Origin of the sequence: Prevotella ihumii (assembly GCF_900155655.1) — a bacterium.
Taxonomy (GTDB): domain Bacteria; phylum Bacteroidota; class Bacteroidia; order Bacteroidales; family Bacteroidaceae; genus Prevotella; species Prevotella ihumii.
In genome coordinates, this window is record NZ_LT706987.1 from 1,301,358 (window position 1) to 1,318,923 (window position 17,566).

The following is a 17,566-nucleotide window of genomic DNA, read 5'->3' on the forward strand; positions in this document are numbered from 1 at the left end:
GCGGCTAATATTGGATGCTTACGCTATTTCCAACAGACTCGTTTTGTCTGCCATGAAAATATCGTAGTCCTTAAATGTTGCAATCTGTTTTTCCATAATGCTTTTTGTTTCTTGATTTATACGGCAAAAATACCTCCTATGCAAATATCATCTATTACACTTTTGTGTAATTTGGCATTTCTCTCTTCGTTTTTTACACTTTTGTGTAATCTTTTTACGGTATTCCGCATTAAAAATGTACTTTTGCAGTAAAATATATCAGCGAACCTTAGCACGTTTAGCATATATGACAGACATAAAAGATTTCTTTATAGCATCGAACACCGTGCGCAACGCACCTGACTATGATTCCAATATACTCTCTACGTTGGTGCAAACCATAGAGGCTTTTGCTCGTGTCACCTATCAGAGTGTTTACTTGATAGACTATTACAGGCAGGAATTTCTTTATGTGTCGGACAATCCTTTGTTTCTTTGTGGGCATACGGCAAAGGAGGTGAAGGAATTAGGGTACAGTTTTTACTTGGAGCATGTACCGGAGAACGAACAAAAAATGCTTGTTGAACTTAATAACAGTGGTTTTAAGTTTTTTGATACTTTCGATATAGTTGATAAGTATAAATGCTCTATGTCATATCACTTTCATTTGAATAGTGGAACAAAGAGGACACTAATAAATCATCAACTTACCCCAATATTGTTGACCGATGAAGGTAAAATATGGATTGGTATGTGTGTTGTATCACTTTCTTCACATAAAACAGCGGGATATGTAGAGTTCCACAAAAGTGGATTAAGCAAATATTGGAAATATTCTTTTGAAGGACATAGATGGAAAGAGTGTGAGGGAGTTGTCCTAAAAGAAGAGGAACTTGAGGTACTTAGATTATCAGCAGCTGGATTTACTATGAATGAAATAGCCGAGAGAATGTATCGTTCTTTAGATTCTATTAAAACATATAAACGCCACGCCTTTGAGAGGTTGGGCGTGGCGAATATAACAGAAGCTATTTCAAGGGCTACCTTAAACAAACTTTTCTGAAAATAATATCTTACGGCAAAAGCGAAGAGAGATAGAATTTAGGAAAATAGTTTACAGGTTTTCCTGTAGCAAGATTGTACATTGCCGTTGTACACAAGCCTGCGGTAATCCACGAGGCTATGGACAATTGTGGAGGTGGCAGCATTTCGCTTTCCTTTTTATATTGGGTTACAATTTTGTCTAACCACTCTTTAGGTTGATTCCAAAAAGCCCCATGTCCGGTTACATATTCAGCCACCTTTAATTCAAATCCATTTGACTCTTCAGTCAGTTCAGATAAGGAATGCCCCAATGGGTCTACAATCGTAACAAAGCCAGCCCAACCAAAGTTGTATGGGTGCAGTACGGGAATTTTTCTTTCTTTGCAAATCCTATCAAAGACAAAAGGCGTATCGTCCTTAAAGTCCAATGCATTGATGGCTACATTATGCCCATTCAGCATCTCTTCGATGTTATCAGGGTTAAGGAACTCTGTATGGTAATCTATCTGCGCATCAGGATTGATACTTTGCAAACGCTCTGCCAAACACTCCGCCTTATATCTGCCAATATCTTTCTCCGTATAGTTTTGCCTGTTCAGGTTGCTTTCCTCAACCTTATCACCGTCAACAATGGTAATATGTTCAAAACCAAATCGCAAAGCACATTCAGCCACGATACTGCCTATACCTGCACCACCAAGGAATATCTTATAATCCTTGATGATGCTTTGTTCTCTTTCGCTCACATAGAGCCTGTTTCTACTGTATCTTTCTTCCATAACTGATAATTTATTTTTTTGCAAAATTAGAAGTGTATATCAAGAAATACATTACACAAAAGTGTAAAAAGAAGATGAAACAGATGCTTTTTTAGATTTTATAACAAATAGAGGTACGCTAAAATTGTTATGCGCTATAATTTTCCTCTAACAGCCTTTCCAAATTCGAAGCCTTGTATAGTATCTTCCCCGCAAACTGCGTATAAGGTATAATCCCCTTATCTCTATAATCTTGCAATGTTCGAGGACTGATATATAATCGTTCGCACACCTCCTTACCTGTGAGGAAATGCTCACCGCCAAACAATGGCTTGTGCGTCTCTGCCACTTCCCTTATTCTCCTACCCACATCGTGCAGTGCGGTAAGCACCACCTGCATCTCGTCCGAGCCAAAAGTCAAATCTCTTGCCGTTTCCATAACTTGTTTATTTTTTAGGTTTGTCAGTTTTTGTAAGGAGCAGCCTTTCCACATCCTCACGTTTATAATAACACTTGTGTCCGATTTGTGCGAATGGTAGCACGCCCATATCACGGTAGTGCTGCAAGGTGCGCTTGCTGATGTTAAGCAACCTGCACACATCACCATTGTGCAGCCAATCAGTGTGCTTACACTTCTCTCCAAATGCCTTGTGGCAGCAGTCGGCAAGACCTAATATCTCGTCCCTTAGTTTCTGCCAGTTCTGGTCTGTAATTATTAAATACCCCATACTTCTATTGTTTTGTTTGTTGTTACTGTTTTCTTGTGTTGCAGCGTTCTGCGCCCCAGCACGATGCAAAAGTAGGGATAGTTTCCTTATGCTCAAAGCACTAAGGAACAGCAGGGAAAACAAAGGAAATACGATGAAATTCCCTTCCTTATTCCTTGTCGTTATCAACGCTAATACGCCCACTATTCTTCTTTCACTGTCAATAGATATAGAGATACAACCTACCATTTGGCATAAGTATTCTGCCTTGTTCTAAGATTTCTGAGAACATAGAGATAAGCTCTTAATTTTTGCTTACATCTTTTTGTGGATTGCTTTTTGTTTAAATAGGTAGTTATTTTCGCCTTATCCGTTCTTTGTTATTCCTTTACTTATAGTTCACTACCCAAATGTGCAGAATACCGCATTTGAATGTGGTTTGTTACAAAGCCAATCAATTATTGGTATTTGTATCATTTCCTTTTATCCTTTGATTTCTCCATTTAATCCACTAAAAACTAAGATGTTTGATGATTTCCTACAAGGAATTTTATAGCAAGTCTATGCAACATTATGCAAGCACACCGAGAATGCTTGGCTATCAGAATTATCCTCCTTAACTTCACTTTCAGAAACCATTTTAGGATGATTATGAAGAAATGCGCAGACAATAGCAATATACGCACAGAAGATAAGCCGAAGCAGAGTAGGCAAACTTCCAAAAACAAGGAGATAGAAAGCTACCTCTCCACCCATTATGACTTCAGGTTTAACACCGTACTTGGCAGAACAGAGTTTTCTCCCAAGTATGCCAATGCGTATAGCAAGGTCAGCCGTTATGACATCAATACCTTTCGCAGGGAACTTGATAGCGAGGAAGGTATTATCACTTCCACTGACAATCTCTATTCCATCATCGAAAGCAGCTTTTCGCCACGCATCAATCCCATACAGGACTACTTCAAGGCTTTGCCAGAGGTTGATGCTTCAGAAGTGCTGCACAAGATAGAGGTAAACCAAAGCACAATAGCCAATCTTGCATCGTGCGTTACCGTCCGTAACTCCGAGAAGTGGCTGCCGTACCTTACCAAATGGCTTGTTGCAGTGGTTGCCAACGCTATGGACAACCGTGAATGCCGTAATCATACCTGCCTTGTACTGACAGGAGAACAAGGTAAGTTCAAGACCACCTTTCTTGATTTGCTTTGTCCGCCTGCGCTTAAAGGTTACAGCTACACAGGTAAGATATATCCGCAGGAGAAGGACACGCTTACCTATATCGGGCAGAACCTCATCGTAAACATCGACGACCAGCTCAAAGCCCTCAACAAGCGTGATGAGAATGAACTCAAGAACCTTATTACCTGTCCTATGGTTAAATACCGTATGCCTTACGACAAGTATGTGGAGGAACACTCGCACTTGGCGAGTTTCGTGGCATCGGTAAACGGCAATGATTTCTTGACCGACCCGACAGGAAGCAGACGTTTCCTGCCCTTTGAGGTACTTGCCATCGACATTGAACGAGCAAAGGAAATTTCTATGGATGCCGTCTATACCGAAGCGAAAGCCTTGTTAAACGCAGGCTTTCGATATTGGTTTAACGATGAAGAAATCACGGAACTCTACAAGGAGAGTGAGGACTTCCAAGTACAGACCGCAGAAATGTAACTACTATTACGCTGTTTTGAAAAGCCAACAGAGGACAATCCTCATTGTGCTTACATGACCACTACCGAAATACTCGCTTATTTAGGTGTTTATACGCATCAACCTTTGACACTCAAACGTATGGGCGAAGCACTCAAAAGAGCTGGCTTTGAAAAGGTAAGCAAGAGGCGTGAGGGTTGTAGTCCTGTCTATGTGTATAAGATTAGGAAAATCCACCCCTGCCCACTGGTAAATAGCTGTAGTAGTTTGATGTAGTAGCGTATGTAGTATAGTTGTTTACTACAACTCATACCTGAATGTCAATCACTTTTTCATCTTATCCGTTCTTGGTGTAAAGAAAGTTTTCATTGCTATTAATGTTGTATGCTCGGTTAATCTCAATCAGTTATTAAACTATCCAAATCGCCACCGTCTTTGCCTCCCAAATTACCTCCTTGCCGTTCACCACCACTTTATCATCATTGCCAGCACGCACGATGAAGATGCGTGCTTTTAGTTCAGAACCGTGCAGGATAGGCAAATTTTGCTTGTCGAGGGCAATGGCTCGCGTGCCGCTGCCCTCTTGTACGATATTCGGAGCCTGTACACTGGCGTTCAAATCCACGGCAATGGAGGTGGAAGCCTCCTCACCCAGCGTGGTGGTATTCAGCTTTTGCTTACTGCTTATGAATGTGTCGTCCACGCACGAGGTGGCAGACAGTGCCAATATGGCTGCCACTGCAAAAGCAGTGTATAGTTTGAATAAATGTTTCATACTTACAAATTTTATGTAGGATAATAAATAATGTTTAGTCATCGCCATCACCAGCTCCTGGCACAATTTTGGGGTCATCAACTTTAATATCTCCCCCAGGGCTTGCAGCCAGCAGCGCACACTCTGCCTGCATGGGTATCATCGTGATTTGTGGACGAACGTACTGTTTCTTTTCTCTCGTTGTCTCTTGGATGTTGATTACTTCTTTCATAATTCTTAATTTTTTATGTTGTTAATACTAATTGCTTAAAAACTCGTGTAGTGTTGCGGGTCAGCGTTGTACATGTCGTGGGGTAGCGTTGTACACGTCGACATGTAGCGTTGTACATGACGACATGTACGCAAGTCGGGGTTATGGGTGGTTGTCCTCTGGGGTGTTCTGCTTGTTTTTTGCTCGTGCAGTTTTCTCTGTTCGCTCGTAGCTTACGCCCGAGAGGGTGAAGTATCGGCGTGAGGGTTGCAGCCGTACGGCTGGTTTGGAAATGTGCTTTGTTGGGTTAAACTCTTCCTTGCCTTTTTCCACGAGGCTGCTGCTAAAGGTGGGGGTGAGTGTGCCTATGTCGCCAAAGTCTACGCTGTCGCCGTTCTCTACGTGTCGTTTTGCTATTTCGGCGGCGAGTCGCAGCACTGCTTCTACCTCTGCCCCTGTGAAGGTGGTGGCTCGTCCCACTTCTTCGCAGAACGAGCGGTGGTCTATTCGTTTTCTACCTGTTGGCACGGCTTGAATGACGGTCTTGCCTGCCAGTTTTCCTAATGTTGCCTTACGTTCTGAGAGAACGTATGTTAAGGGTCTGTTAGCCATAATTGAACTATTTTAAGGGTTTAACTAAATAAAAATGGCAATTGGAATGCACTTCACAGCGCATTCCAACCTGTTTCTTTTTACAGGGAAAAGAAAAAAGTATTTTGTTATAGTTGTTATCTCGGATTTGCATGACATCCTGTTTTAGGTAGGTTGGATTTCATCCTTCGTTTTCTTAGTCTCTACACTGTCGTATTGTTACTACGCTGCCACCATTTGCAGGGTTGTAACTTTACCTTTTGTCAGTGGTGTGGTGTGCCGAAAGACTATGGCACGCAAAGTCTACGATGCTCACGGAAAAGGTGACACTCCTACTACGTCTTTTCTTGCGAAGATAGAAGACGAGCAGAGTGTACTATACCAATGCTTAATAAAAAGTGTTAAATAATCGGGGGGGGGTAATAACAGATGTTAACAAATATATGACATACAGCATTTTTTCGCACTCTATTGCAGAGGCGGAAGAATGTGCTAGCAGGCAGCAGCGGCTGTTTGTCGGATATTTATTCATATACCGTAGAATTAGTATTGCCTTCGTTTTGCTCCGTGATTGTTCAATTTGAGAGTAATGTAGTTTTATTTTAGAAGGCAGTGCGCAAATGTAGTCATTTTTCTCAAAACTCCAAGCAATTTCAAGAAAAATAATGAAAAAATATCGCGCAAACGTTTGCAGTTGGGGGATATGAATGCTTTCAGGAACGGAATGCACGGCATTCACTTTTCGGCAGCAAAACGCCTTGTGCGTCAACGTTTCGTTAGCTGATACCAGCAAGACGTCAGTTTGTACCCACAAACTGCGCTTGCTCCCCTCGCCAAACAGTCGGGGAGATTAGACCGTAATCACTCCGTTCTCATCGGTCATCATTCAGAAATTAAGCAGCAACGAATCATCCATAATGATTAACTTTCAGAGAAACTTATATGAAGAAATACAGAAGAAAAGCTACCCAATGGCAGCAGAAGGACAATGAAGAAAAACAGATGAACAAGACGGAGTTCATCAAGGTAAGGTGTACTTTGGAGGAGAAGCAGCGCATCAAGGCAAAGGCGGAGAGTACGGGTCGGAAGTTCTCCGAGTACTGCCGTGAGATGCTAATGGGAGGTGAAGTGATTGCCGTTCCCAAGATGACCGACAATGAAAAGGAAGCCATTGCCGTACTCCACCGAACGGGAATGTACTACGCACAGGTTTCCAACCTCATCAGGATAAAGGACGAGTCATGGGTGCCGATAACCAAGAACCTTTCCATATGTGCCAAGGAAGCATTTAAGCGTTTTTTCGACCCTCACTTCCGCATTGATGACGATATATATAAGGTCTTAAATCTGCCGAGATATGATAGGAAAGTGTAAGGCGATAGCGCACGGAAGCACTGCATTGGACTATATCTTCAGAGAGGGTAAGCTGGGTAATCGGCTTGCCTTCCATAACCTTTGTAGCAGAGAATCAAAAGCTATTTACGAGGAAATGAAGTTGGTCAGCGATTACAATACCAGATGCAGAAACAAATTCCTGCGCATCGAAATCGGTATTGCACCACAGGACGAGAAGAAACTATCAGTTTCTGAACTTGCCCAAATAGCCCATCTGTTTGCCAAGAAAATGGGACTTGACAACCATCAGTGGGTGGCAGTAACGCACAAGGATACAGACAACAGGCATATCCACATTATCGCCAACCGCATCAGCCTATACGGAGAAGTTTATGAAACCACCTTTGTAAGCAACAAGGCTGCAAGGGTGGCGGAGGAAATCAGCAGGGAGAAAGGCTTAACCATTGCAGAGGAAGTCAAAATCAAAAGGAAACATCAGAAAGCAAAAGCCAATCCCACAAGAGAGGAAACAAAGAGAGAACTACAAAGAATATGCTATACCCTACTTGAAAAGTACAAAAGTACAGGTATCACAGGACATTCCATGTTCCTCTATGAGTTGAACAAGCACGGAGTAACCATAGATCGTATGAAGAACAAGCAGAGCAAGGTCTATGGCTTGAAGTTCTCATACGGAGAATATGCGTTCAAGGCATCGGAAGTAGGCAGAGAGTNCTAAGGGTCTGTTAGCCATAATTGAACTGTTTTAAGGGTTTAACTAAATAAAAATGGCAATTGGAATGCGCTTCACAGCGCATTCCAACCTCTTTCTTTTTACTGTGAAAAGAAAAAAGTACTTTGTTATAGTTGTTATCTCGGATTTGCATGCCATCCTGTTTTAGGTAGGTTCCACTGCTTGCCAGTTCCCTTGCCACTTCCTTCTTCGAAATATTCGTCTCCCCATTTGCCACGCTCGGTACACATCTGTCGGTTGGTGAATGGGTGGATGAAGCCTTTCCTGATGTTGTTCTTACGTTGGATAGTTCCACCTTTCCAGTTGGAGAAAAGTCGTCCGAAATGACCTGTATTTCCGCTTCCACCTGCTTGGTAGGTGTTGGCTGCAAGCAGCATCATTCCGTTGTGCCAGTTGTGTCGTTTCAGTAGTAGTCCTTTGGTTTCTTCGCCTTGTAATGGCAGTTTCACTTGCACGTTGTACTTGCTGTCCTCGCCGTTCCACCATGCGTCGCTTATGATGTCGGAGAGCTTTAGTGGGGCATTGCCTATCCAACGGCTGGTTACGATGAGTTGGTTCTCGTTGGTCCATTCGCAATCGGGCCAGTTCTTGGTCTCCCACTTATAGGCGCAACAGAGCCTGTCGCCGTATTTTGTAGAGCGGAAGAAGCGTATGCCATAGATTTTCTTGCCGTCTTCAGTGGTGTAGAAGTTGCTCCAAAAGCCCTGCAAATTGAGGTATTTCATCTGTTCTGCGGCAAGGTCACCTCCGTTGCCGGGGAAGAGGTCGCGTATATACATAAATCCATTCGAGTCCTCAAGGTCAGCATAGAGCGTCATCCACTCCTGCCACAGCTTGTCTTTGTCATTGAATGTCTTATTGCGTCCCGTAAGCTCAATGTCTTTACTTTGATCCCAATCGCCGTTGGCGGCAGGGAATGGGAAAAGCGTGGTGAGCTCGGTGAGCGAGGGGGTGTGCCACACATTCTCCTCTGGCATTACGAGCCAGTGCTGCATTGCCTCACTCCATTCGTACCACACTTCGCCATTTCTCTTACGCCAATCGGGCGAGGCGTCGGGCCACTTGTCACCTGGGATAACTAAGTCGTTGTCCCACCATTTCTTGGGGGCGGCGATGTTGTGCTTGGCTGCACGGGAGAGGAAATTGAGGAAGTTGAATGCCGGGTATGGCTCGGAGTCGTGTACGTTGGCAGTGAGGGTGCGAAGCTTGCCGCCATCGTCCTTGAAGTTGTGCTTGCTGATGAAGGGACCTTGTGCTTTGGGGCTCTTGGCTTGTTTGAGGATGTAACCACCCGTCCATGAGCCCATCATGGTCTCTGCGCCTGCCTTGTCGGTGGGCATACCCCACATGTACCATACATCGTACTTGGCTCCGCCCTCGGTGAGGTGTATAGCCTCGTCGGCTTTGCCGTTGAGGTGGAGTATGTAGTTGTCGTTGTTGTTGAAGTTGCGGACAGTGACCGGACAGGTGCTTTCCCACCATGTGCTGATGTCTCCAGCCTTGAGCCTGCCGTCGGCTCCTATAGGGCAGAACACGCCCATTGGGTGAAGAGCGTTGGTTTTAAGGTAGTAGTCGTTCGACTTAGACACGTTGTCGTCGCGTTTCACCTTTATTTTGACGAGTGTGCCGGGCATTTTGAAACTGAATCGAGCAACCGGCACGCCTCCTGACACGATAATGTCCTTGCGCTCTGACACAAAAGCCAGTGGCTCATTGTTGTCAGCCATCCTCGTGTTGCTGCCCTGCGGAGTATTTGGGCTGTCATCTTTTATCATCTGTGGCTGGAAGTTCACGCTGTGGCGCATCTTTCCATTGATACCTCCTGCCACCTCCTTGTCCGTTCCGCCAGCGACGGCACACACTTTCCAGCCTGCGCCCGAGAGCGTGGTTACAGGTGCGCCATGCACCCACTGTACGTGGAAGGTGTGCGGTTTGCCCTCGCCGTTGGGGTCTTTGAGCAGAAGGTAGTTGTTCTTGCTGCGCTTGGTCTTCCATTTGTAGGTGAACTTGCCGAGCTGCTGTGTGCGCTCGTTGATGATGTAGCAGGTGGCGGTGAAGTCTTGGTCGGCTTCCACCTTGCCGAAAGCGTCAAGCACGATGCTACGGGTGAGGGCTCCACGAGTCTTGGCGTTGCTTGCCAGTTCTTTTACAATTTTCTGTGTCCCGCCGTCCATATCGGGGGTGCTGATGTACATGCGTAGGGTTGTGGTGGGGTATTTGGTTTGCGTCTGCTCGGTGCCGGGCTGTATTTCTTCAATGTCGTTGGCACACGATCCAAACGTGAGAGCCATAAGTGCGAGCGAAGCGCAGAGCATGACAACCTTGCGTAGGTGTGATATCATTTTTTGCATAAATGCTTGTTTTTCTCTTTTTACTTTTACTTTTCTTCTCTTCTTATTAGTGTGGGTTGCCCTGTAGAGCGGCGTGGGTGTCAGTCGTTCCAGCTGGCGTTCATATTGATGTCTTCCTCAGAGAATTCAAAGCTCTTGGCATCCAATATTTCTCCACCATCGGGAGGTTCCTGTATGGAAGCCTGTATTATCCAGCCGTTCAGGATGTCCCCTCCCTCCAGTTTTATCACCTCGCACTTGGGAGCAACGTAGGGTTTCTTCTGCCTTACTGGAGCTTCGGGAATATCTTCGTCTATTTCTTTATTTATTGTAAAAAGTTTGTCGTTATATTTAGTAATCTTTTCGGTCTTTTCTTCCATAAACGTATATGCTTTTCGGTTAAATAGTTCTTTTATTTTCTTAGTCTCTACACTGTCGTATTGTTACTACGCTGCCACCATTTGCAGGGTTGTAACTTTACCTTTTGTCAGTGGTGTGGTGTGCCGAAAGACTATGGCACGCAAAGTCTACGATGCTCACGGAAAAGGCGACACTCCTACTACGTCTTTTCTTGCGAAGAGAGAAGACGAGCAGAGCGCACTATACCGATACTCAATAAAAAGTGTTAAATAATCGGGGGGGGGTAATAAAAGATGTTAATAAATATATGACATACAGCATTTTTTCGCACTCTATTGCAGAGGCGGAAGAATGTGCTGGCAGGCAGCAGCGGCTGTTTGTCGGATATTTATTCATATACCGTGGAATTAGTTATAGCCTTCGTTTTGCTCCGTGATTGTTCAATTTGAGAGTAATGTAGTTTTATTTTAGAAGGCAGTGCGCAAATGTAGTTATTTTTCTCAAAACTCCAAGCAATTTCAAGAAAAATAATGAAAAAATATCGTGCAAACGTTTGACAATCATCAAAAATGATGACCGAGGGGGACGCATAATGAAAGCAGGGACACACCTGTTTGTGGTGTGTCCCTGCCAGCGGTTATCCTTGAAAATGAAAGAGGGGGTTATGCCAAGTAGGCGTTCACCATCCACACGGCTTTTTCTTGTCCTACGAGGAAATCGTCCATCATGGCTACTGTCACCTCGTCGTCGGCTTCGCTGGCTGCGGCGATGATGGCGCGCTCGCTGGCAATGAATACTTTCATGGTGTCGAGAATAAGCTGCATTGCCTCGGTTTCGCTGTCGATGTCGTTCACCTCCTTAAGGGTGGCGTTTTTGAGCAGTTCGCTGAAGCGGTTCTCTGGCTTGCTGTCGAGTTGCAACAGGCGTTCTGCCACTTCGTCTATCTTGCCAGCCACGTCGTTGTACTGGTTCTCAAACTCTGCATGCAACTGGAAGAAAGCCTTGCCCTTGATGTTCCAGTGCAAGCCACGCAGGTTCATATAGTACACGTGGAGGTCTGCCAAAAGCTGGTTAAGACCGTTAATCACACCACTTATCTTCTTCTCTTCTAATCCTAATACTTCCAAATTTTTCATTTTGCTTTTATTTTAAATTATTTAATATGTTGTGTCCCCTGTCGCCAATGGCGATGCGAGACGTTGTCTTGTGCGTTGGCTTGGGTGGCTTGTAGTTGCCACCAAGGTAACCAAACCCTCTAAAGACATTGCAAAAATACAAAAAAAACAAGAGAAACTATCATTTTGGACAATAAAATTCTTTATAATCATCAAAAATGATGACCGTGGGGTCGCATAATGAAAGCAGGGACACACCTGTTAGTGGTGTGTCCCTGTGCCTGTGGTTATCCTCGAAAAAGGAGGAGGGCTATCAGTACTTCGGTGTCCAAGTCCAGTTGGTTACGTTCTTGTCTGCCTTTCGGCTGATGAGCAACGTTTCGTCCTTGTCGTGCTGTTTTCTGCGTGGTGCTTCATCTCCGAACTCGTCCACATCTCTGCTGACGATCAGGCGGACGGGCAGGTAGTATTTAAAAACGTCGTTGTGTCCACGGTCGAAACCGTCCTTATTGAAACGACGGAAGCAGAAAGTATTGTTCGAGTTATAGCTGTCTTCTCCAGAGACAGCTTTCCACCTCGTTCTTGACCAATAGTTGATGTACCAAGTCCAATTCGCAATCCCTCTCCCTGTGAATGGGTATCCAGCACATGGCAGCACTCGATAGCAGTCGGTCTGGAAGAGTGGGTTTTTGGGCGAGCTTTCTCCCCACCATTTCTCGTCCGTGAGGTCTCTTAGGGTGACGTTGGCATTGCCTATCCATCGGCTCTGCACAACAAGGCGCATACAATTCGTATCATCGTTGCTCTCTGGAGAGCCACCTACGTTGACCAGTCGCCAGCGGTAGGCGCAGCGGTATCTCTGCCCCAGCGTGTATTGCTCACCCTTATACTTTGCTTCCTTGTGCGAGCCGTCAAAGCGGATGGCGAATGCCTCAAGTTTGCTTCTGTCTTGCATGTGGTAGGAGTAGAAAGCAGGGTAATCTGCCCAGTGCAATTCTTCTTGTATAGAGGCTTTATTGCTATTGTGAGTCTCTCCTCCAGTTATTATGGGGCGCATATCGTCTTCAGCGGGATTGTACATCTCGAACCACGGTCTGGCTCCCGGCGTGATGTAGTTCCAGCCCAGGAGATCTGATACAAGTTCTTTGTTGTATATTGTCTTAAGGATGTTCGGAAGAACGCATCCCCATTCTTCCGAGTTAGGAACATGGTAGTTGTCGGGCAGACACTTTTTTGAGCCCACTACGAAATTATACTTGAAATCAGCCTTCTTGATCGACCAGTTGGAAACATTTCCGTCGTTCCTCTCATTGCTGTGTTGGGTATTCGTGTCGTGCCATCCTTTCTCGTTGGTCTTGCTATTGGTGACGGCGAGTCGCTCCAGCGGATTGGGCCATGCGTATTTGAGCTTGCCACCTTTCTCCACTGTGCTGAATCGGGGGCGGCACACGCCTACCTCGGCGGTGAAGCCCTTGCCACCCTTCTGGGCGAAGTCGATGAGCTTGTACTCGTTGGAGTTGGTTTCTGGATCCACTTTCTTGGCGTAGAGCCACTCGTCGGCGTAGGGGTATTTTGCGTTATTAGGCTGCTTTTGCCCGAGCATAAAGCTGCCTCTCTCGGCTGTGAGTTGCGTTGTACCGTTGTAGTTGGGCAGTGGGATAGGCATGCCCCAAACGTAGAACTCATCGTAGTCGTTGTCAGCTTTAGAGCCACGCATCTTTTCAGCATCGTAGGTGTAGCGATACTCGTAGATGGGGGTGCCGTATTCGGTGTCATCCTCCTCGCTGGGCTTCTCGTCTGTGACGTTGTTAAAGTGCAAGCGTCTTTCCGTCTCATATTGCCAATAGAAGTTACGGTCTATGTTCTGCTCCCATGGGCGTATCTCGCAGTCTAGTCCCATTCGATGCTCCAAGTTAAGCCTGTCCCCTACGGTGAACATGCTCAGCGGCATCATCATGAACCCTCCGTTGGCTGTAAGCTGCGAGCTGGCAAAGGTGTACTTGTGCGCCTCTGGCTTGACCAGCTCCGTGTCGCGCTTTACCCTGAAACGAAGAAGTGTGCCCAGCGCCTTGAACGCCCAGCTGCGCAGGTTTATCACGTTTGTTTGCTTTACCTCCAGTTTTGTCCAGCCCGTGCTGAAAGCTGCCGTTACACGGAGTTTGCCATTCTCGTCGCGTGTGTTGTGGTCTTTAGAGGGGTTGAACTTGACGTAGAAGTTGTAGAGTTGTTTGGCAAGCAGTCTTTTTGCAGCGTCATTCTTGTTATCTTCTGACATTTTTTTGAAATACTCATCGTACTCTCCTCCGATGATTCCGCAGATGTACCAATTCTCTCCAGGCTTGATAGGTACGCTGTTGTTGAGCCATGTGAGCGTGAGCAAATCATCGTTGGAGCGAAGGCTGACCCCTCCGCTGGCGATTTGCTGTATATTGTCCCATTTCACCTCGCCTGCTCCCATGATGACCTTTTCGGGGTCCATGGCTTTCTTACCGTTAATCATCTTTGTGGAATTCTCGTCTGCCTTTACCACGAAGATTCTCGCCGTGAGGTCGGAGCCTTCGGCAAGCGGCATATAGCGGTTTACCGATACGGCGCGTGTGGCTGGCGCATTGGGGTCCATGGCGCGTGTGATGTTAGGCAGTTGCATGCCTGCACCGGCAGAGAAAGTTACGGTGGTGGTGGCGAGTTTCGCATCGGCTGGATTGACCTTCTCGCCGCCGCCGTTGTTGTTCACGAGGTTGTCGTCTGCACACGATGCGAGCCCAGCGCACGTCAGGACTACGAGTGCTGCAAGAGCGTATGCCTTGCGCTTGATGATGAATGTGAATGGTGTCATAGCTGTTCCTCCTTTCCTGTTTGTGTGTTGCCTGTACCCATGTCGAAATCCTTTGGAAAGGCTGCTTCTTCGTCGAACCAGTTTTCCTTACTTAGAGATCCGCCATCTTCAAATCCTCCCATTGAGCCAGAGATAGTCAACAAATTGTGGGCTTCCATTTGGATTACCTCGCATTTGGGTGCGAGATAGGGCTTTTTTACTTGTTTTTCTTTTCCCATTTTTTTGTAATAATAATATTCTGTGTATAAAATATGTTGTCTGTTTGTGTGTCACTTTCGTGAGTGTCGTCGGTGAGTTTCGTACATGTCGACAGTGAGCTTCGCGAGTAAAGCTATTGTATTTCTTCTGTACAGCAACCGATGTTGTGGTTTGGCACTTATAAAAAAGTGGGAGGAGGCATTGACACCTTTCAGAGTACCCATGCACTCCTCCTCGTCGAATGATGAAATTTATTTCTCGCTTTTTAGTTTTAAGTTCCTTAGATTATCCTCAGGTATAAATTTGACATCAACGTCAGTATATGGGAATGGAAGTAAAAAAGCTAATGTCACCTTAAACTCTTTGTCGTTCCCAGCTTGTTGAAACGTCATATCAACCGTGACCATCTTTTTTGGACATGTTTGGGGGTCAATCGTAAAAGTGAAGTCTCCTGAAGATCTACGAGGGTCAATTTTCTCTTTGAAGTCATACATCAGCCAGCTTGGCTTGGTAGTTGCACTTCCAGTGGTTTTGTCATCGCATGTCCATTCATATTTAGTAATTTCCCATGTTTGTTTTGCTGGAAAGATGTCTATCAGTTTCTTAACATCCCAGTAATAAATGCCAGTGGCATAGCTAAAGAACCCTTTCACCTCAAAAACACCAGGCGTACCTTTCGTTATTTTGTAATATTTTTGCACACCTTCATCGTTTCTATTTTTAGAGCCGACCTTACTCAACTTACCATCTGCACCTTTTTTATAATAACCTATACTACTAACCCTTATGTCATTTGATACATATCTTGTTTCGAATGAGCCTGCTCCGAAACGATATATGGCTTTGGCATCGTCATTGTACAGATTGTCCTCTATGATGTAGTTGACTGGCTGGTTGACTTTCCACTCCTTGCCAGCAAGGTTAAGGGTAACGATTTTTCTTTTCTTTCTGGTATCTGTTATACCCGGATAGTATTTTTCAACGTCGTCCTCCTCGTTGGGCTTGGTGTCTGTCTCCAAATAAATGATCGCCTTGGCGTTAGGACCAAGCTTCTGTGGTACCATGAGGAATGAGAAGTTGTCGTACTTACCATCGCTATCTTTAATTCCTGTGACTTGCGTCATGTTTTGCACAGTAGTCCTTATGCCAGCACCGTCCACCTTCAAGAAATAGTCCTTTTCTTGCTCTATAACATTCCAATCAAAGGTGTTGGTTGCCAAGTTGGCTTTGCATTCACTCTTACCAGCCACGCCGCTCAGCTTGATGCCTACGATTTTTAGTCCCGTAGTGCGCTTGTCGCCAAGCGTGAAGTTTACGGCGGTAAGCGCATGATGCAACTTAATATTCACTGGGGCACGGTCGCCATCAACAAGTTCTACCTTAATGTCGCTCTTACCTAACATCAAGTCCTTCTCCTTGCGCACATCTGTTTCGGGCGTAAAAGTTACCTTGTAGGTGTCCTTTCCCGTTTTTACGATAGAGTTGTCGCCCTCAAGGAATGGGTATGTACCCACCATCTGTACATACTTCTTTGCGTTACTCCATACAGCAGCATTTTTTGCCACCACCTTTCCGCTCTTGGTAGTATGTCCATTGTCGATGAAGTTTGGATCGTTACCCATTTTCTCAAATCCCTCATCGGTAGTATAGCCCTGCACACCGAACTGGTCATCGTTGGGTATGAACTTTATGGCATCGTACATCGTGCCACGTGTGCCATGCGTGCCATGCTCGTTTGCGCTGAAATTGAGCGACACCTCACCACCGAGGGTTGTTTTCTTCTCTATATTGCTCTCCATATCCTGCGAGCAAGACATGGTCAGACATGCCATCATCCCTATGAGGAGAAAAGGTATGTGTGTGAATTTTACTAATGATTTTTCTATACGTTTCATCATTTTTTTGATTTATATTTAATACCGTTATAGGCATTTAAGGTTGGTTTAACCAGTCCCAATCTTCGTCGGTAGGGTCGGGGTTTGTCTCAGAGTCTGGTCTGTCAGAAGTTCCGTTTCCCCATTTATCTGTATCTATATTCGCACCTGGCTTATGTCCGCTTCCACTCATAAGCATTGGCACGTTGTCCAAGCTGATTATTGTACATTGTGGCGACATATATGGCTTCAGTTTCTTCTTTTTCATAATTCTTAAAATTTATATTATCTATAATGTTTCATCTTCTGTCTTTATTAGGTGGTGTGTTTCACCATGTTGTTGCAGAACGAATGATAGTCTATGCATCGTGTTTTATACTGCCTATCCTTTTTCTTTAACCATTGGCTTCTCGATTTGACGACAGGCATGTTAGTGAGTTGTCAGTTGTCCCAGTCAGTGCTCATTTCGAACTCTTCGGCGGAGAAACTTACCATTTAGCATCCGTTATCCCGCCACCGTCTTCAGGTTGCTGTATGCTGGCTTGTAATCCCAAGCCCTCCAACAGATTGTTCTCCCTCTCAATCTTTATCACCTCACAGTAGGGTGGAATGTATGGTTTCTTCTTAACAATTTCTTTCATCTTAAGTTCCTGACTTTCTTCAATATTGCCGTTAGTTAAGGTTTCGTTGGCTACCGATATAAGCTTCTCATCAGTTTTTCCCATATGATATTTTCAATTTGATTATTCAGTTACATAGTCTTTTATTTTCTTCATCTCTATCAGCGCTACATGATACAGGTTGTTTTGAGTACTGTGCGCAAGACGCACGGCACTCATGGGAATGGCAACACTCCTCTCATGCCTTTCCTTACGATGAAAAAAGACGGACAGAGAGTAGTGTTCGACGTACTAATAAAAAGTGTTAAATACTCGGGGGGGGGGTAATAAAAGATGTTAATAAATATATGACATACAGCATTTTATCGCACTCTATTGCAAAGGCGGAAGAGAGTGCTGGCAGGCAGCCGAAACTGTGTGTCGCATATTTATACATACATCATCAAAAGT

Annotated in this window: 17 protein-coding genes and 2 pseudogenes; 5 read left to right on the top strand and 14 right to left on the bottom strand. The window is 45.0% G+C overall.

Features of this window, described 5'->3' with window-relative positions; genetic code table 11:
* The first annotated feature begins 286 nt into the window (after positions 1-286).
* A complete protein-coding gene (locus CZ367_RS06095; protein WP_077196059.1) occupies positions 287-1,042 on the top strand; it encodes a helix-turn-helix domain-containing protein in 756 nt (251 codons plus the stop codon).
* Between the two features lie 10 nt (positions 1,043-1,052).
* Here the strand turns inward: CZ367_RS06095 and CZ367_RS06100 are convergent, their stop codons facing one another.
* From CZ367_RS06100 to CZ367_RS06110, 3 genes are all read right to left on the bottom strand, one after another.
* Positions 1,053-1,802: a ThiF family adenylyltransferase gene (locus tag CZ367_RS06100; RefSeq protein WP_077196060.1), complete on the bottom strand. Its 750-nt coding sequence runs from the start codon at positions 1,800-1,802 to the stop codon at positions 1,053-1,055.
* Between the two features lie 127 nt (positions 1,803-1,929).
* Positions 1,930-2,220 carry a helix-turn-helix domain-containing protein gene (locus tag CZ367_RS06105; RefSeq protein ID WP_077196061.1) on the bottom strand — a complete coding sequence of 97 codons (291 nt, stop codon included), beginning with the start codon at positions 2,218-2,220 and terminating at the stop codon, positions 1,930-1,932.
* Between the two features lie 7 nt (positions 2,221-2,227).
* Entirely contained in the window at positions 2,228-2,509 is a 282-nt protein-coding gene (locus CZ367_RS06110) for a helix-turn-helix domain-containing protein (protein WP_077197380.1), read from the bottom strand.
* An 88-nt stretch (positions 2,510-2,597) separates the two neighbouring features.
* On the opposite strand from CZ367_RS06110, the gene CZ367_RS15360 reads away from it, so the two are divergent.
* Complete coding sequence (locus CZ367_RS15360) at positions 2,598-2,765, top strand: hypothetical protein (protein ID WP_154669294.1); 168 nt, start codon at positions 2,598-2,600, stop codon at positions 2,763-2,765.
* 374 nt (positions 2,766-3,139) lie between these two features.
* Positions 3,140-4,414 (top strand): annotated as a pseudogene (locus CZ367_RS06115) (VapE domain-containing protein).
* A 133-nt stretch (positions 4,415-4,547) separates the two neighbouring features.
* Here the strand turns inward: CZ367_RS06115 and CZ367_RS06120 are convergent.
* From CZ367_RS06120 to CZ367_RS06125, 3 genes are all read right to left on the bottom strand, one after another.
* The gene (locus tag CZ367_RS06120; protein WP_077196062.1) at positions 4,548-4,913 is read right to left on the bottom strand and encodes a hypothetical protein; all 366 of its coding nucleotides are present in this window, start codon (positions 4,911-4,913) and stop codon (positions 4,548-4,550) included.
* Positions 4,914-4,947: 34 nt separating this feature from the next.
* The gene (locus CZ367_RS15835; protein ID WP_202613115.1) at positions 4,948-5,124 is read right to left on the bottom strand and encodes a hypothetical protein; all 177 of its coding nucleotides are present in this window, start codon (positions 5,122-5,124) and stop codon (positions 4,948-4,950) included.
* A gap of 141 nt (positions 5,125-5,265) precedes the next feature.
* Complete coding sequence (locus CZ367_RS06125) at positions 5,266-5,715, bottom strand: HU family DNA-binding protein (protein ID WP_077196063.1); 450 nt, start codon at positions 5,713-5,715, stop codon at positions 5,266-5,268.
* Positions 5,716-6,636: 921 nt separating this feature from the next.
* Between CZ367_RS06125 and CZ367_RS06130 the strand changes: the two genes are divergently transcribed.
* A complete protein-coding gene (locus CZ367_RS06130; RefSeq protein WP_077196064.1) occupies positions 6,637-7,068 on the top strand; it encodes a plasmid mobilization protein in 432 nt (143 codons plus the stop codon).
* A pseudogene (locus CZ367_RS06135) lies at positions 7,052-7,762 on the top strand (relaxase/mobilization nuclease domain-containing protein); the annotation flags it as partial. The gene CZ367_RS06130 and the pseudogene CZ367_RS06135, both read left to right, overlap by 17 nt.
* 137 nt (positions 7,763-7,899) lie before the next feature.
* Here the strand turns inward: CZ367_RS06135 and CZ367_RS06140 are convergent.
* The 8 genes from CZ367_RS06140 to CZ367_RS06180 form a co-directional block, all read right to left on the bottom strand.
* Positions 7,900-10,134 carry a hypothetical protein gene (locus CZ367_RS06140; RefSeq protein WP_077196065.1) on the bottom strand — a complete coding sequence of 745 codons (2,235 nt, stop codon included), beginning with the start codon at positions 10,132-10,134 and terminating at the stop codon, positions 7,900-7,902.
* Positions 10,135-10,214: 80 nt separating this feature from the next.
* On the bottom strand, positions 10,215-10,493 hold the full coding sequence (locus tag CZ367_RS15840; RefSeq protein WP_077196066.1) for a hypothetical protein: 279 nt from the start codon (positions 10,491-10,493) through the stop codon (positions 10,215-10,217).
* Positions 10,494-11,135: 642 nt separating this feature from the next.
* Positions 11,136-11,609 carry a Dps family protein gene (locus CZ367_RS06150; RefSeq protein ID WP_077196067.1) on the bottom strand — a complete coding sequence of 158 codons (474 nt, stop codon included), beginning with the start codon at positions 11,607-11,609 and terminating at the stop codon, positions 11,136-11,138.
* 292 nt (positions 11,610-11,901) lie between these two features.
* Entirely contained in the window at positions 11,902-14,424 is a 2,523-nt protein-coding gene (locus tag CZ367_RS06160) for a hypothetical protein (RefSeq protein ID WP_077196069.1), read from the bottom strand.
* The gene (locus CZ367_RS06165) at positions 14,421-14,642 is read right to left on the bottom strand and encodes a hypothetical protein (RefSeq protein ID WP_077196070.1); all 222 of its coding nucleotides are present in this window, start codon (positions 14,640-14,642) and stop codon (positions 14,421-14,423) included. The genes CZ367_RS06160 and CZ367_RS06165 overlap by 4 nt, the downstream gene beginning before the upstream one ends.
* 231 nt (positions 14,643-14,873) lie before the next feature.
* Complete coding sequence (locus CZ367_RS06170; RefSeq protein WP_144005944.1) at positions 14,874-16,520, bottom strand: fimbrillin family protein; 1,647 nt, start codon at positions 16,518-16,520, stop codon at positions 14,874-14,876.
* Between the two features lie 34 nt (positions 16,521-16,554).
* Positions 16,555-16,764: a hypothetical protein gene (locus tag CZ367_RS06175; RefSeq protein ID WP_077196072.1), complete on the bottom strand. Its 210-nt coding sequence runs from the start codon at positions 16,762-16,764 to the stop codon at positions 16,555-16,557.
* Positions 16,765-16,984: 220 nt separating this feature from the next.
* Positions 16,985-17,221 (bottom strand): hypothetical protein, encoded by a 237-nt coding sequence (locus tag CZ367_RS06180; protein WP_077196073.1) that lies wholly within the window; start codon positions 17,219-17,221, stop codon positions 16,985-16,987.
* Positions 17,222-17,566: the final 345 nt, after the last annotated feature.